Here is a 14,816-nt window from a genome sequence, read left to right as displayed (position 1 = left end):
TCCTGCTCGCGGATAGTTCCCGTCGGCGCAAAAAACGGGGCTCATGCGCCCACGCGGCTATACTGGTGTTTCGCCGCTTGTATCCGTTGTAGTCGCTGTGACCGGCTCGCGCGTTGATTAAGCATTCCGTCCCGCCCCTGCTTGCTCTCCTCTCCGATGTTCGACCTGCCGTCTCACCTGTGGATCTCGATCACCGCGTTCGGTGGTGCTGGCCTGACGCTGCCGCTTGCCGTCACGATCGCCGTCTGGCTCGCGCTCGGCTATTCGTGGCAGCGCGCTGCAGCATGGCTCGCCGTGCTGACGGCCGCGATCGGCGTCGTCGCGCTGACGAAGATTGCGTTCCTCGGCTGGGGCATCGGCATCCGCGCATGGGATTTCACCGGGTTCAGCGGCCACGCGATGCTGTCCACGTCGGTTTACCCCGTCGTGATGTTCCTGATGCTGATCCGTACACGCACGCCGGTGCGGCTGCTCGGGATCGCGTTCGGGCTCGCCGCGGGCGTCGCGGTCGGGGTGTCGCGCGTTGCCCTCGCCGCGCATTCGCCGTCCGAATCGATCACCGGCTGCATCGTCGGCGCCCTCGCCGCGCTGGTGTTCATCTACGGCTCGTGGCGCGCCGTACCGCATCGCTGGTCGGTGCCGGCAGTCGTCGTGAGCCTCGCGCTCGTGACGGTCGCGCTGCACGGAATCACCGTTCCGTCGCACCGCTGGGTGACCAAGGTCGCGCTGCAGCTGTCCGGCCACGAACGGCCGTTCGTGCGGGCGCGCTGGAAGGCCAACCCGAACTACCATCCGGCGTCGCAGCCGTCGTCGCTGCAGCGCACCGATTCGCAGGCTCACCAGCTGCACGCGTAGGCACCGCCAGCACCGTCGCGCGTGCCGCGCCGCCAGCCCGCACATCTCACCCCACGCCGTCTGCCGCTCATGCCCGCCGTCGCATGAGCAATATGCGAACCGTTATAACCCGCCCTATATTACGATTACGGTTTCCTTCATTCGAACGAAAACCACCATGCGCTCATCCGTCCGTCCGCTTCGCCGCACTCTGCTCCGCCTGCTGCCGCTCGCCACGCTCGCGGCCGGGATCGCGTTCACCGCGCCCGCCCGCGCCGCCGACGAGCTGGTCGTGTCGGCCGCCGCGAGCCTGACGAATGCGTTCAAGGCCGTCGGCGACGCGTACGAGAAGCAGCACCCGGGCACCAAGGTGCTGTTCAACTTCGGCGCATCGGACGTGCTGATGCAGCAGATCGCGAAGGGCGCGCCAGCCGACGTGTTCGCGTCGGCCGACCAGAAGGCGATGGACCGCGCGGTCGACGAGAAGGTGATCGTGCCCGGCACGCGGCGCGACTTCGCCGCGAACTCGCTCGTGCTGATCGTGCCGGCGGACAGCCAGGCGGCCGCGCTGACGTCGCTGCGCGACCTGACCGCGCCGGGTGTGAAGCGGATCGCGTACGGCGATCCGGCCTCCGTGCCGGTCGGCCGCTACACCGAGGGTGCGCTGCGCGCGGCGGGCGTCTGGGATGCGATCAGCGCGAAGGGCGTGCTGGCCGCCAACGTGCGCCAGAGCCTCGACTACGTCGCTCGCGGCGAAGTCGACGCCGGCTTCGTGTTCGGTACCGATGCGGCGATCATGCCCGGGCGCGTGAAAGTCGCGCTGACCGTGCCGACGCAGACCGCGATCACCTATCCGATCGCGGTGGTCAAGGACAGCCAGCATGCCGCGCAGGCGCAGTCGTTCGTCGATTTCGTCACGTCGCCGCAAGGCCAGTCGGTGCTCGCGAAATTCGGCTTCAAGCCCGCCGCCGCCAAGTGAGTCGCCTGACATGCATGACGCCTGGGTTCCGCTGCTGCTGTCGTTGAAGGTTGCCGGCTGGGCGACCGCGCTCGACATCGTGCTCGGCGTCGCCGCGGGGTTCGCGCTCGCGCGCTGGCGTTCGCCCGCACGCGACGTGATCGATTCGCTGCTGACGCTGCCGCTCGTGCTGCCGCCGACCGTGCTCGGCTATTACCTGCTCGTGCTGCTCGGCCGGCGCGGCGTGTTCGGCGAATGGCTCGACCGGTACGGAATCCAGCTCGTGTTCACATGGCAGGGCGCGGTCATCGCGTCGATGGTCGTCGCATTCCCGCTGATCCTGAAATCCGCACGGGCCGCGTTCGAAGGCGTCGATCCGCAGCTCGAGCGCGCCGCGCGCACGCTCGGCCTCGGCGAGGTCGCGGTGTTCTTCCGCGTGACGATGCCGCTCGCCGCGCGCGGCATCCTGGCCGGCGCGCTGCTCGCGTTCGCGCGGGCGCTCGGCGAATTCGGCGCGACGCTGATGATCGCGGGCAACCTGCCCGGCCGCACGCAGACGCTGTCGGTCGCCGTGTATGCGGCCGTGCAGGCCGGCGAAGACGGCACCGCCAACTTCCTCGTGCTGGTGACGTCGGTCACCTGCGTGATCGTGCTGCTCGCGGCGGGCCGCCTGGTGCCGTCGCGCGCGCTGACGGGGGCACGCTGAGATGAAACGTCTCCCACGCTCGCGTTGCTCGCTGCTCCCCGAGGGGACGGCCCTGCGGAGGCTGGCATGAGCCTCACCGTCGACATCCGCAAGACATACGCGACCGCCGAGCGCCATTTCGCGCTCGACGTATCGTTCACCGCGACGACGCAGCGCGTCGTGCTGTTCGGCCCGTCGGGCGCCGGCAAGAGCCTGACGCTGCAGGCAATCGCAGGGCTGCTCGCGCCCGATGCCGGCACGATCTTGCTGAATGGCGAACCGCTGTTCGACGCGGCGCGCCGCATCGACGTCCCGACCCGCGACCGCCGCGTCGCGTACCTGTTCCAGGACTACGCGCTGTTCCCGCACCTGAACGTGCGCCAGAACATCGCGTTCGGGCTGACGCCCGGCTGGCGCAATCCGCATGCGAAGGCACTACCGCCGGAAGTCGCGTACTGGCTGCGCGCGTTCGAGCTGGAGGCGCTCGCCGGCCACTACCCGGCGCAGTTGTCCGGCGGGCAGAGGCAGCGCGTCGCGCTTGCCCGCGCGCTCATCGCGCAGCCGCGCATCCTGCTGCTCGACGAGCCGTTCGCGGCGCTCGACGGCGCGATGCGCCAGCGGATGCGCCACGAGCTCGCCGAGCTGCAGGCGCGGCTCGACATCCCGATGGTGCTGATCACGCACGACCCGGACGACGTCGCCGCGTTCGGCGACCAGGTCGTCCATGTGAGCGAAGGACGCGTGCAGATGGACGCACCGCACGCCGTGTGGCCGAGCCGCGCCGCCTGACGGTGCGCGCGGAACGCGAGGTACGCGGATCACGCGGCCGCCGGCGTCACCCCGTCACCGCGAGAATCACGCTCGAAGCCTTGAACAGTGCGATCGCCCGCTGACCGGCGGCGAGCCCCAATGCGTCGACGCTGTCGTTCGTGACGATCGCGGCCAGCGTCCCGCCGCCATCGAGCGCAAGCGCCACTTCGCTGTTCACCGCACCGCCCTTTACGGCTTCGACCGTGCCGTGCAGCTGGTTGCGCGCGGACAGCTTCAGCGCCGGCCCGCCGTCGTCGACCGCAAGCACCACCCACGACGCCTTCACGAGCGCGCACGTGTCCGCGCCCACCTGCAGCCCGAGCGCGTCGGCGCTTTCATGCGTCAGCACGGCGACGATCGTCTGGCCGCCCGGCAGTGCCAGCGAAACCTCGTCGTTGACCGCGCCGCGCCGGATCGATGCAACCTTGCCGAACAGCTGGTTGCGCGCACTGGTTTTCATGCCGATTCTCCCGATCAGCGCCCAGTCGACGTCGAAGCCGGACACGGCCGCGCTTGCCGCCTCGATGAAACGGCGATGCTCTCGCTCGATCGTGCGGAAGGCGGCAATCAGCGACGTCGCGCGCGGCGTCAGCACGGTGCCGCCGCCGCCCTTGCCGCCGATTGAGCGCAGCACCAGCGGCTCGCCGGCGAGGTTGTTCATCGTGTCGATCGCTTCCCACGCGGCCTTGTAGCTGATGCCGACCGCCTTCGCGGCGCGCGTGATCGAGCCGGTCTCGCCGATCGCCGCCAGCAGCGCGATGCGCGCCGCGCCGCCGAGCGTCTGCGCGCCGGCGCGCAACCACAGTTCGCCGCCCAGTTCGAGCGGCTCGGAGGATACGGGCGACACGGGCGAGTTCGGATCGGTGCTCATCTTTCTGCAGGCAACAAGCGGGATGCCATCATGGTCAGCGTAGTCAGTGCACTCGGTCAGCCAGATCAGCCGGCAAGCTTCGGGGGACGCAGGCTCGCGAGCAGCGCCTCGGCATCGCGCACCGCGCGCTGCTCGAGCGCCGCGCCGTAGCCGCGCACGAAGCCGAGCTGGTACGGCGGCGCCGCCAGTTGCTCGAGATGATGCAGCGCAACCACCGTGTCGTTCGCTTCGCCGAGCACGCCCTGCACGCGCGCGAGCGTCTTGACCGTGTCGGTGCGCGTGCGGCGCGACGCCAGCGACGCGAAAAACTCGAGCGCGTAGCGCAGCCGCTTCGCATCGATCCGGACCTGATGGCGCGCGGCCGTGTCGAGCGTCTCAAGCGACGGCGAACCGTACAGATGGCCGAACAGGCGGCGCACGCGCTTCGCGACGTGCCGCTTCAGCGACAGCGTGGCGTCGTCGCCGACGGGCGGCAGCGCGAACGCGCTCAGCCACTCGAGCCAGCCGAGCGTGAGCCGCGCGTAGCGCGCCGAGTGCAGCGCCTGCCGCAGCTCGACGCGCGCGGCCGCGCTCTGCGCGCGCGCGGCGTCGAGCGTGCCCGCCCACTCCGCGTTGCCGCCGTCGGCGGAAATCAGCGCGGGCAGGCTCTCCGTCGAAAACACGTCCCAGTCGCGCACGGTGCCGAGTACCGACGCGAGCCAGCGCAGGTCGGTCGCAAAGGTGTCCTTCCAGCGGCCGTTCGCGTAGTGCGGGAAGAAGCGCATCAGCGTTCGCAGGCGGCGCAGCGCGACACGCATCTGGTGGACGAATTCGGGATCGTCGCGGTCGAGCACGCCGCCTTCGTTGCCGAGCCATTGAGCGGCGATGTCGGCGGACAGCGCGAACAGCGCGGCGCGCTGCGTGCGAACGCCGGTCAGATCGACGAGCTGGGCCTTCACCGGCGCGTCGGCTGCCAGCGCGCCCGCGCACGCGCGGTCGATCACGCTCGCCAGTTGCACGAACGCGGGCCATGCGCCGCTCAGTTCGCGCGCAGCGGCAAACAGCGCGTGCAGCGCGGCCGTGCGTGCGTCGAGCGTCTCCCAGTCCGGCGCCGCGAGGCGCAATTCGCAGTAACGGCGCGGCGGGCCGTCGCCATCATGAATCGACACGTCGTCGAGCGTCATCTCGACCACGATGCCGCTGTCGTCGGCCCAGCGTCCGCGCCGGCGCTCGCTGACGAGCCGCAGATGCCCGGCGCCGGCCGGCGCCGCGGAATCGGCCTCGCTGGGCGGCGGCTCCGCAACAGAGGATTCCAGTGCAACGTCGGCGTCCTGCGCCGTGGCCGCTTCTGCCGCCCCGGGCGCACCGGCTGTCGCGGACGCCTCGGCCTCGACAGGCAATTCAGCCGGCGCCGCCGGCTCCGTCTCACGCGCGGCGATGACGATCCCCGCATGCTCCGCGTCGAAGATCTCGCGAAGCATGACGCCGGGCGCGAACGTCCGCGTGCGCGACGCGACGACGCGTCGCCCGGTCGCGGTCGATTCGACCCACGTCCACCAGTTCGCGCCGGGACTCGGCTCGGCCTCGACGATCTCGCACGGTTCGATCGTCACGCGTTCGTGGCCGCGGCGCATCCGGACCTGCGGGCAGATGCGCCACGCGCGGCCCAGTTCGGCGCCGAAGTCGCGTTGCGCGCCCCGCGCCCGGCCCGAGGCCGGCCAACCTTCCAACGACATGTACAGCACGATTTCCAGCACACGCGACATGGAGGCTCCTGCGTATGAAGAATCGCCGGCGTCTCCTCGTCGCCGGCCCTGCCTGTAATACTAGTGCCATAGTACACGGCACAAGGACCTCCCGGCGACGAGCGTGCAATCGTGGTGTTGCCGCCGATCAGAGGACGTACTGCGCGATGCCGTTGCCGAACGACCAGTCCTCCTTCAGCACCTCGACAAGGCTGATGAACACGTCCTGCCGCCGCACGCCGGGCTGCTCGGCGAGGTTGTCGGCGATGGTCCGGTACAGCGCCTGTTTCTGCTCCAGCGTGCGCGTGTTGTTCGCGGTGATCTGGATCATCACGAGATCGTCGCTGCGTTCGATGTCGAGGTAATGGCGGCCGAACACGAAGTTCTCTTTCGCGTGCTCGGTCACGACCATGAAGATGTCGTCCTCGGGCACGTTGAACGTGCGCATCAGCGCGCGATGCACGCCGTCGACGAGCGCCGCGCGATATTCGGCCGGCTTGCCTTCGCGCACTGCGATACGGGTGAATGGCATGGTGGTTCTCCTGACGGTGACGTTGAAGGATCGAAACGCGAAGTCAGGTTAAGGGCATCGAACTATAATGAACAGTCATCGATGCATATTTCATTCATTTACATTGAAAATGAAAGTCCTCGACCTCGACGCGGTACGCGCGTTCGTGCTGGTGGCCGATCTCGCGAGCTTCACGCGCGCCGCCGACGCGCTTGGCACCACCCAATCGGCCGTCAGCCTGAAGCTGAAGCGGCTCGAAGCGCATCTCGGCAAACCGCTGCTCGCGCGCACGCCGCGCGTCGTGAAACTCGCGCCCGACGGCGAAACCTTCCTGCCAGCCGCCCGCGCGCTGCTGGACGCGCATGACCAGGCGCTCGGCGCGATCGCGGCCGGCGCGCGGCGCCTGTCGCTCGGCGTCAGCGAGCACGTCGCGGTGCCGGACCTCCCCGCCGTGCTCACGAGCCTGCACCGGCAGGACCCGGGCCTGTCGCTCGAGATGCATCTCGGGATGTCCGCGAACCTGCTCGCGCGCTTCGACGAACGCCGGCTCGACGCGGCGATCGTGCGCCACGAGCCCGGCGAAGACCCGCCGCGCGACGACGGCACGCTGCTGTTCACCGAGCCGCTCGCGTGGCTCGCCGCGCCCGACTGGGCGCCGCGCGCGGGCGAAGCACTGCCGCTCGCGGTGCTGGCCGGCCCGTGCGGCGTGCGCGCGGCCGCGCTGCGCGCGCTCGACCACGCGGGGCTGCCATGGTGCGAGCGCTTCACGGGCGGCGGCGTCGCCGCAGTCACAGCCGCCGCCGCCGCGGGGCTCGCCGTGTGTCCGCTCGCCCGCCGCGTCGCGCCGCGCACGCTCGTCGACGTCGGCGCGAAGTTCGGCCTGCCGCCGCTGCCGCGCTCGCAGGTGGTGCTGTACTCGCGGGTGCGCGACGCGCGTTCGGCGGCGTCGCTTCGAAGGTTTGCCGACAGCCTTGCAATATCGGCGTAAGACGGCGTTGCAATGTCGGCGTAAACTAGCGGGTTTCGTCAGTCCTCCGCCTTACGAACCGTCATGAAGCCAACCGCCCGCAAGCACCTCCGCGCCAACCTGCTGATGCTCGCCGCCGCCGCGATCTGGGGATCCGCGTTCGTCGCGCAGCGGCTGAGTCTCGACGTGATCGGGCCGTTCCTGTTCACCGGGCTGCGGTTCCTGCTCGGCGCGCTCGTGCTGATCCCGTTGCTGCGCCTGAATCCGGCGTCGCGCGCGCAGGTCGCGGCGATCCGCCGGACGCCCTCGCTGCTGCTGCCGGGCCTCGCGCTCGGCGCGCTGCTCGCGGTGTCGATCTCGCTGCAGCAGATCGGCCTGCAGTACACGCGGATCGCGAACGCGGGCTTCATCAGCTCGCTGTACGTCGTGATCGTGCCACTGATGGGCGTGTTCGCGCGGCATCGGATTGGCGCCGGCACGTGGTTCGGTGCGCTGCTCGCGGCGATCGGGCTGTATTTCCTGAGCATCGACGAGCATTTCTCGATCCTCTATGGCGACTGGTTCCAGCTCGCCGGCGCGGTGATCATCGCCGCGCACGTGATGGCGGTCGGCCACCTCGCGCGGCGTCACGACCCGCTCGTGCTCGCGTTCCTGCAGTTCACGGTCTGCGGCACGCTGTGCCTCGCGGTCGGCGTCGCCGTCGAACCGTTCAGCGCCACGATGCTGCGCGGCGCGCTGCCGACGCTGCTGTACGGCGGGCTGCTGTCGGTCGGCGTCGGCTACACGCTGCAGGTCGTCGCGCAGCGCGACGCGGCGCCCGCGCACGCGGCGGTGATCTTCAGCATGGAAGGGGTGTTCGCCGCGATCGCGGGCTGGGCGGCGCTCGGCGAGACGCTGACGACGCGCGCACTGCTCGGCTGCGCGCTGATGCTCGCGGGCCTGCTCGCGTGCCAGCTGCTGCCGAACGGCGACACACGGAAACAGGACGAGGACGCACTGGCGGCGTGACGCGCACGGTCCCATCCCTATAATGGCGGTTCGCGTTTCACCCGCGTTCAATCTTTCAACCGCTTCCGACAGGCCCGCTCCGTGACGCCCACTCCCGTCGACCCCGCCGCCGCCGACCTGCTGCGCGAACGCGCAGCCCACTATGCCGCGCAGGCGGCGCTGTTCCTGCGCGACCAGGCGCTGTCGACCGCGTCGCACGACCTGCGCAGCCCGCTCAATGCGATGCATAGCTGGGCCTATGTGCTCGAGCGCCAGCTCGCCGCCGCCGACCCGAACCTGCAGCGCGCGCTCGCCGGTATCCGCACCGGCATCGACCAGCAGGTGAAGCTGATCGACGAAGCGCTCGACGCGCCGCGCGCCGAAACCCGCACGCTCGCCGTCACGCCGCAGCGGTTCGCGCTGCGCCCGCTCGTCGACGACACGCTCGCGCTCGTCCGCTTCGCGCTCGCCGACGCGCGTCAGGTGACGCTCGACGCGGCACTGCCCGACGGCGAGCCGTCGCTGGCCGCCGACCGCGAACGCGTCGCGCAAGCGCTGTGGACCCTGCTGAGCGCGGCCGTCGAGGCCAGCGCCGCCGGCAGCCGCGTATCGTTCTCCTGTGAACGCAACGGTGCACAGCTCGTCGCTCGCGCCGCCTGCCACGTGCACGCCGCGTCGCTCGCCGACCCGGCCCTCCCCCACGTGCTCGAGCCGTTCGCGCGCCGCGAAATGCTGCGCGAGCGCGATGCGAAACGCGTCGCGTGGACGCTCGCGCTGGTCCAGCGTGTCGCGCTCGCACACGGCGGCACGTTCGCACACGACCCGTTCGCCGATGGCGCCGCGGTCGCGCTCACGCTCACGCTCACGCTCCCGTGCGAGGCGCCGGTGTAAGCATTCTGGCGCCCCGACACATTACGTTTGCCTTTCGGCCCTATACTGATGGGCCTGTCATTACCGGAGCGATTCCTTGGTTCAGATCTTCGCGCTGATCGGCGCGTTGTTCCTGGTGGCCCTCAACGGCTTTTTCGTCGCGGCCGAATTCGGCCTCGTCAAACTGCGCGCGACGCGCGTCAAGACCCTCGCCCGCAAGCACGGCTTGCGCGGCCGCATCCTCGGCATCGTGCACGGGCGCCTCGATGCGTACCTGTCCGCGTGCCAGCTCGGCATCACGCTCGCGTCGCTCGGCCTCGGCTGGATCGGCGAGCCCGCGTTCGCGCAGCTGATCGGCCCGCTGCTCGACCTGATCGGCGTGCAGTCCGAAAAGCTCGTGCACCTGATCTCGCTGGTGTTCGCGTTCTCGCTGATCTCGTTCCTGCACATCGTCGTCGGCGAACTCGCGCCGAAATCGATGGCGATCCGCCAGGCCGAGAAGGTCGGCCTGTGGGTCGCGCTGCCGCTGTATGCGTTCTACTGGGCGATGTACCCGGCGATCTGGCTGCTCAACAACAGCGCGAACGCAGTGCTGAAGCTCGCGGGCCTGTCGGCCGACCATGGCGGCGACGCGCATTACTCGACCGACGAGCTGAAGCTGATCCTGCGCGGCCGCCGCAGCACCGCCGGCAACACCGCGCAGCCGGCCCGCGGCACGTACAGCAACGATGAGTGGAACACGCTCGCGCATTCGCTCGATTTCTCGTCGATGACCGTGTCCGACCTGATGCGGCCGGCCCACGAGATGATCGGCCTGCGCCGCGACCTGCCGCTGCCGGACAACATGGAGATCGTCGCGCGGCACCGCTTCAGCCGCTACCCGCTGTTCGAGGACGCGGCGCGCGAACAGGTGAGCGGGCTGATCCACCTGAAGGACCTGCTGCTCGCGCGCCACGCGGGTGCGGCGCTCGACGACCTGTCCGACTACGTGCGCCCCGTGCAGTACGTGAAGCCCGATACCCCTGCACTCGACCTGTTCCGCCGCTTCCGCAAGGGCGCGCCGCACTTCGCGCTGGTCGGCAAGAAGGGCCAGAAGCCGATCGGCTTCCTGACGCTCGACAACCTGCTCGGCGCGCTCGTCGGCCAGATCCACGACGAGTTCCGCCAGGGCGACTCGGACTGGGCCCGTCTCGACGACGGCACGCTGATGGGCAAGGGCAGCCTGCCCGTCGTGTCGCTCGAGCAGGCGCTCGGCATCGACATCGACGAAGGGCGTGCGGAATCCGTCGGCGGCCTCGTGATCCACGCGCTGAGCGACCTGCCGACCGAAGGGCAGCGCGTGTCGTTCGACCGCTTCGACGTCGTCGTGAAGAAGATGAACGGCCCGCGCATCGTGCTGGTGCGCGTGTATCCGAAGGTCGCGAAGGAAGCCGACGAATGACGGCGCGCCGCCACCCGGCCGCGCGTCGCGGCATCGCGCGATGAACGCATCGCTGCCGCCCTGCTGCGTGATCACGCCGGAGCCCGCGTCCGCGTCGGATGCGGACTGCCGAGCGTTCCTCGACCATCTGTCGGCCGTGCTTGCGCGCGGCGAGACGCTCGTTCAACTGCGGGTGAAATCGTTCGACGACGCGGCATTCGCCCGGCTCGCGGCCGACGCGCTCGCACGCTGTCGCGCAGCCGGCGCGCGGCTGATCGTCAACGGGCGGATCGACGCGGATGCGGTAATGGCGCTCGACGGCGCCGGCTGGCACCTCGACGGCGCGGCACTGCGTGCGGCCGCGCGCCGGCCGCTGCCGGCCGCGCGGCTCGTGTCCGCCGCCTGCCATACGCTAGACGACCTGAAGCAGGCCGAACGCATCGGCGTGGATTTCGTCACGCTGTCGCCGGTGCTGCCGACGCTCAGCCACCCGGGCGCGCCGACGCTCGGCTGGGCGCAGTTCGACGCATGGGTTGCGCAGGTCGCCGCGCTGCCCGTCTACGCGCTCGGCGGCATGACGCGTGCGCACCTCGACGACGCGCGCCGCCACGGCGCGCACGGCATCGCGGGCATTCGCGGCTTCTGGTGACGCCGCCGCACCCGGCGCAACCGGCAGACGCCGGGCACGCGCTCAGGCGCGCATCCCGCGCCACGTGCCGTCGTCGATCCGGCGCACGTCGTGCGTCAGCGCATACTGGTTGACGTCGCCCGTCAGCCACGCAACGAGCGAATACGGCGGCAGCTCGCCTTCATCGACCCGGTCGCGCGCGCGTCCCGGCGTCTCGAACACCACCATCCCTTCAGGGGCGTCGAACGGCACCGCTTCCGGCGACAAGTTCAGCGCGATGCTGAGCGTCTCGCCGTCGGCAAGCCGCCATGACGCGAGCAACGCATCGGCCTCGCCCGCACCGCTCATGCGCAGCGTGTGCGCGTCCTGCGGCCGGCAGTCGGCAAGCCGCGGCGCGATCAGCTTCGCGCGCACCGCGAGCGCCGATTGCACGAAATGCGCACGTTCGACATCGCGCGCCGTTTCGTCGAAGATCAACGGAATCTGCGGCGTCAGCAACGACAGCGCGAGCGCGGCGAGGCCCGCCTCGCGATCCTGCCACGCGCCGTCGGACAGCACGAGCGACGTCAGCGGCAACGCAGCATCCGTCGCGCCGCCCTCCGTCGGCGACGCCGGCTGGAACGCGGTGCCCGCCGCCGTCAGCGCGCGTGCAAGCGTATGGATCGACTGATGCGCCGAAATCCCGTCATGCGTCGACGCGCCGCCCGTCAGCCGGTGCAGGGCCCGCTCGCCGCAGCCGTTCCATTGCGCGTCGAAGTGCGTATCGGCGAGATGCGCGGGATGCCGCTCGCTGCCGAGCACGAGGTGAATCAGCCGGTCGGACGGCGTCGCGGCCCGTACCCGGTCCGCGATCTCGCGCAGCCACGTCGTGTCGATGCGATCCGCTTCGCGCAGGCGCAGGCCGTCGCAGCGGTATTCCTCGATCCAGTAGAGCGCGTTGTCGCAGAAGAAATCGCATACTTCCGGATGGTCGAGCGCGAGCGGCGGCGCCTGCAGCGGATCGTCGCGGGTGTGGAAGAACGGCGCCGCGTAATGGCGCAGCGCATCCGTGCCGCTGCCGAAGCGCGCGTAGTCGAGCTCGAGCATGACCGCGAAACCATAGCCGTGCGCGTCGTCGATCAGCGCCTTCAGCGCGTCGGGGCCGCCATCGATCGCGAGCGGCGCGAACGGCAGGCTGTCGTGCGGCGACGCGAGCAGTTCGAGCGCGGTCACACCGAGGTGCGCAAGCTGCGGCAGGCGGCGCCGCACGCCTTCGAAGCCGCCGGCCGCAAGCGGCTGGATCGCATAGAGCGCGATGTCTTCCCACGGACGCCCGCGCCAGAATGTGTGACGCCAGGTGAACGCGCGCGGATCGACGACCTCGCTCGGGCCGTTGAGCCCTTCGGGCTGCGAACGGGAGGCCGGATCGGGAATCGACACCGTGTCGTCGAGGCGATAGCGGTAGCGCGCGCCCGTGCCGCATTCGGCGAACACCTCGAACCAGTTCGGGCCGGCCGCCATCATCGGCATGACCGTCATGCCGCTGCCGGCGTCGAGTTCGAGCTGGACCTGTGTGCAGCCGGGCGCCCATACGCGGAAATGCGTGCGCGGCGACGCGCAACTCGCGCCGCACGGCTGCGCGCCGAACGGCAGACAGTGGATATAGTGATGCGCATACGGATCGTGCGGACAATCGGACATTGTGCGCTCCTCGTGCGTGCCGGGCTGCACGGCAGCGCCGTCGACACGGCGCGGGAGGACCTGGCATGCGGGTTGCCAAGCGGGAGTGAGTGAAACAGTATGCGCCGGTTCGATGGCGACGACGCGCGCGGGTGGCGATTTTTAAATGCATACCGACCCCGGTGGGGCCCGGCAGAACGGCAGAACGGCAGAACGGCACGCATGGTAGTCCGCATACCGGGATGACCACTCGCCTTGTTGCCGACCATCCGCACGCTTACGCTCTGCCCCATCGCACGCGGACACGCCGTCCGCCACCAACCCGAGGAACCCGCCATGTCGCTTCCCACCAGCGCCGCGAAATTCGATCCGGCGCGCGCCAACGAATACGCCGAGCAATCCCGCATCGCGCTCGCCGGCTACGACGCCTGCCATGAGCTCACCGCATGCATGCTCGCGTCGACGATCGGCGCGCGCGACGCGCAGCTCCTCGTCGCGGGCGCAGGCGGCACCGGGCAGGAAATCGTCGTGTCCGCCGCGCTCGAACCGGGGTGGCGCTTCACGGCCGTCGATCCGTCGGCGCCGATGCTCGCGCTCGCGCGCGCCGGCATCGAAGCCGCAGGATTCGGCGCGCGCACGCGTTTCGTCGAAGACGGTATCGACGCGCTGCCCGACACCGCAGCGTTCGATGGCGCGACGCTGATCGGCGTGCTGCATCACCTGCCCGGCGACGCGGCGAAAGCCGCGTTGCTGCGCGCGATCGCGCAGCGCCTGAAACCCGGCGCGCCGCTCGTCGTCGCCGGCAACTACCGCCGCTATTCGGATCATCCGCGCCTGCTCGATGCATGGCAGCAGCGCTGGCGCATGAAAGGGGCGACGCCCGACGCGGTCCGCGAGAAGCTTGCGAAGATCCTGCAGGGCGCCGATCCGCCCGCGACCGAGGATGACGTGCACCGGCTGCTGCACGACGCCGGCTTCGACGCGCCGCTGCGTTTCTTCGCGAGCCTGTTCTGGGGCGCGTGGATCGCGGTGCGGCGTGCGTGACGCGCGGCGGTGACGGGCGATGGCGGGTGGCGCCGCAAGCGCGACGCACGGCGACGGGCGCCGTCGCCCGGGGCCCGGTTTCCGGACACGAATAGAGGCCCGCATCAGCGCATGGCGCTCTATGATGTCGTTCCCGCCCCTGCTCCGGCATCGCCATGCTCACCGTCCACCACCTGAACAACTCGCGTTCGCAACGCGTGCTCTGGCTGCTCGAGGAGCTCGGCGTGCCGTACGACATCGCACGCTACGAGCGCGATCCGAAGACGATGCTCGCACCGCCCGCGCTGCGCGCGATCCATCCGCTCGGCAAGTCGCCGGTCGTCACCGATGACGGGCGCACCCTCGCGGAATCCGGCGCGATCGTCGAGTACCTGATCGAGCGCTACGGCCAGGGTCGCTTCGCACCGCCGTCGGGCACGCCCGAGCGGCTCGACTACACATACTGGCTGCACTATGCGGAAGGCTCGGCAATGCCGCCGCTGCTGCTCAAGCTTGTCGCGCTGCGGATCGCCAACGCGCCGATGCCGTTCTTCGCGCGGCCGATCGCGCGCAAGATCGCGGCGTCGCTGCAATCGAGCTTCGTCGATCCGCAGATCTCGCTGCATCTCGGCTACATCGACGACACGCTGCGCCGCACGGGGTGGTTCGTCGGCGACAGCTTCAGCGCCGCGGACATCCAGATGAGCTTTCCGCTCGAAGCGGCGACCGCGCGCGGCGACGGCGGCACGTATCCGGCGATCGCGCGCTTTCTCGACACGATCCACGCGCGGCCCGCGTACCGGCGCGCGCTCGAACGCGGCGGGCCGTACGGATTGCTCAAGTGAACCGGACGGCCGGCCGTGGGGACT

The 14,816-nt window shown here is 70.1% G+C and carries 15 protein-coding genes; 11 read left to right on the top strand and 4 right to left on the bottom strand.

The features are described 5' to 3' along the window. Positions 1-156 precede the first annotated feature (156 nt). From ACV229_RS22290 to ACV229_RS22275, 4 genes are all read left to right on the top strand, one after another. Complete coding sequence (locus ACV229_RS22290; protein WP_448085298.1) at positions 157-855, top strand: phosphatase PAP2 family protein; 699 nt, start codon at positions 157-159, stop codon at positions 853-855. Between the two features lie 157 nt (positions 856-1,012). Then, entirely contained in the window at positions 1,013-1,813 is an 801-nt protein-coding gene (gene modA, locus ACV229_RS22285; protein WP_448085272.1) for a molybdate ABC transporter substrate-binding protein, read from the top strand. Positions 1,814-1,823: 10 nt separating this feature from the next. Beyond that, on the top strand, positions 1,824-2,498 hold the full coding sequence (gene modB / locus ACV229_RS22280; RefSeq protein WP_448085271.1) for a molybdate ABC transporter permease subunit: 675 nt from the start codon (positions 1,824-1,826) through the stop codon (positions 2,496-2,498). 66 nt (positions 2,499-2,564) lie between these two features. Further along, positions 2,565-3,266: a sulfate/molybdate ABC transporter ATP-binding protein gene (locus tag ACV229_RS22275; RefSeq protein WP_448085270.1), complete on the top strand. Its 702-nt coding sequence runs from the start codon at positions 2,565-2,567 to the stop codon at positions 3,264-3,266. A 46-nt stretch (positions 3,267-3,312) separates the two neighbouring features. On the opposite strand, the gene ACV229_RS22270 is transcribed toward ACV229_RS22275, so the two are convergent. From ACV229_RS22270 to ACV229_RS22260, 3 genes are all read right to left on the bottom strand, one after another. Continuing rightward, positions 3,313-4,158 carry a TOBE domain-containing protein gene (locus ACV229_RS22270; RefSeq protein WP_448085269.1) on the bottom strand — a complete coding sequence of 282 codons (846 nt, stop codon included), beginning with the start codon at positions 4,156-4,158 and terminating at the stop codon, positions 3,313-3,315. Positions 4,159-4,223: 65 nt separating this feature from the next. Continuing rightward, positions 4,224-5,903: a CHAD domain-containing protein gene (locus tag ACV229_RS22265; protein ID WP_448085268.1), complete on the bottom strand. Its 1,680-nt coding sequence runs from the start codon at positions 5,901-5,903 to the stop codon at positions 4,224-4,226. Between the two features lie 127 nt (positions 5,904-6,030). Then, positions 6,031-6,414 (bottom strand): tautomerase family protein, encoded by a 384-nt coding sequence (locus ACV229_RS22260; protein ID WP_448085267.1) that lies wholly within the window; start codon positions 6,412-6,414, stop codon positions 6,031-6,033. Between the two features lie 109 nt (positions 6,415-6,523). Here ACV229_RS22260 and ACV229_RS22255 point away from each other — a divergent pair, with 109 nt between their 5' ends. The 5 genes from ACV229_RS22255 (at position 6,524) to ACV229_RS22235 (ending at position 11,286) form a co-directional block, all read left to right on the top strand. Next, on the top strand, positions 6,524-7,381 hold the full coding sequence (locus tag ACV229_RS22255) for a LysR family transcriptional regulator (protein WP_448085266.1): 858 nt from the start codon (positions 6,524-6,526) through the stop codon (positions 7,379-7,381). 63 nt (positions 7,382-7,444) lie between these two features. Further along, on the top strand, positions 7,445-8,368 hold the full coding sequence (locus ACV229_RS22250; RefSeq protein WP_448085265.1) for a DMT family transporter: 924 nt from the start codon (positions 7,445-7,447) through the stop codon (positions 8,366-8,368). A gap of 81 nt (positions 8,369-8,449) precedes the next feature. After that, entirely contained in the window at positions 8,450-9,238 is a 789-nt protein-coding gene (locus ACV229_RS22245) for a sensor histidine kinase (RefSeq protein WP_448085264.1), read from the top strand. Between the two features lie 76 nt (positions 9,239-9,314). Next, positions 9,315-10,658, top strand: a complete 1,344-nt coding sequence (locus tag ACV229_RS22240; protein ID WP_448085263.1) for a hemolysin family protein — start codon at positions 9,315-9,317, stop codon at positions 10,656-10,658. 40 nt (positions 10,659-10,698) lie between these two features. Continuing rightward, on the top strand, positions 10,699-11,286 hold the full coding sequence (locus tag ACV229_RS22235; RefSeq protein WP_448085262.1) for a thiamine phosphate synthase: 588 nt from the start codon (positions 10,699-10,701) through the stop codon (positions 11,284-11,286). Positions 11,287-11,328: 42 nt separating this feature from the next. Here the strand turns inward: ACV229_RS22235 and ACV229_RS22230 are convergent, their stop codons facing one another. After that, positions 11,329-12,945 (bottom strand): DUF3459 domain-containing protein, encoded by a 1,617-nt coding sequence (locus tag ACV229_RS22230; protein WP_448085261.1) that lies wholly within the window; start codon positions 12,943-12,945, stop codon positions 11,329-11,331. 315 nt (positions 12,946-13,260) lie between these two features. Here ACV229_RS22230 and ACV229_RS22225 point away from each other — a divergent pair, with 315 nt between their 5' ends. Continuing rightward, complete coding sequence (locus ACV229_RS22225) at positions 13,261-13,968, top strand: methyltransferase (protein WP_448085260.1); 708 nt, start codon at positions 13,261-13,263, stop codon at positions 13,966-13,968. 155 nt (positions 13,969-14,123) lie between these two features. Beyond that, complete coding sequence (locus ACV229_RS22220) at positions 14,124-14,792, top strand: glutathione S-transferase (RefSeq protein WP_448085259.1); 669 nt, start codon at positions 14,124-14,126, stop codon at positions 14,790-14,792. Positions 14,793-14,816 lie beyond the last annotated feature (24 nt).

The sequence above is a fragment of the Burkholderia sp. MR1-5-21 genome (assembly GCF_053427715.1).
Note: the sequence above shows the minus strand (reverse complement) of the source record. Positions and strands in the feature narration are given on the sequence as shown.

Excerpts from the sequence above, each read along its gene's own strand:
- ACV229_RS22250 (WP_448085265.1), top strand. The coding sequence starts at position 7,445 with ATGAAGCCAACCGCCCGCAAGCACCTCCGCGCCAACCTGCTGATGCTC.
- ACV229_RS22290 (WP_448085298.1), top strand. The coding sequence starts at position 157 with ATGTTCGACCTGCCGTCTCACCTGTGGATCTCGATCACCGCGTTCGGT.
- ACV229_RS22255 (WP_448085266.1), top strand. The coding sequence starts at position 6,524 with ATGAAAGTCCTCGACCTCGACGCGGTACGCGCGTTCGTGCTGGTGGCC.
- modA (WP_448085272.1), top strand. The coding sequence starts at position 1,013 with ATGCGCTCATCCGTCCGTCCGCTTCGCCGCACTCTGCTCCGCCTGCTG.
- ACV229_RS22235 (WP_448085262.1), top strand. The coding sequence starts at position 10,699 with ATGAACGCATCGCTGCCGCCCTGCTGCGTGATCACGCCGGAGCCCGCG.
- ACV229_RS22230 (WP_448085261.1), bottom strand. The coding sequence starts at position 12,945 with ATGTCCGATTGTCCGCACGATCCGTATGCGCATCACTATATCCACTGT.
- ACV229_RS22220 (WP_448085259.1), top strand. The coding sequence starts at position 14,124 with ATGCTCACCGTCCACCACCTGAACAACTCGCGTTCGCAACGCGTGCTC.
- modB (WP_448085271.1), top strand. The coding sequence starts at position 1,824 with ATGCATGACGCCTGGGTTCCGCTGCTGCTGTCGTTGAAGGTTGCCGGC.
- ACV229_RS22275 (WP_448085270.1), top strand. The coding sequence starts at position 2,565 with ATGAGCCTCACCGTCGACATCCGCAAGACATACGCGACCGCCGAGCGC.
- ACV229_RS22225 (WP_448085260.1), top strand. The coding sequence starts at position 13,261 with ATGTCGCTTCCCACCAGCGCCGCGAAATTCGATCCGGCGCGCGCCAAC.
- ACV229_RS22270 (WP_448085269.1), bottom strand. The coding sequence starts at position 4,158 with ATGAGCACCGATCCGAACTCGCCCGTGTCGCCCGTATCCTCCGAGCCG.
- ACV229_RS22260 (WP_448085267.1), bottom strand. The coding sequence starts at position 6,414 with ATGCCATTCACCCGTATCGCAGTGCGCGAAGGCAAGCCGGCCGAATAT.
- ACV229_RS22265 (WP_448085268.1), bottom strand. The coding sequence starts at position 5,903 with ATGTCGCGTGTGCTGGAAATCGTGCTGTACATGTCGTTGGAAGGTTGG.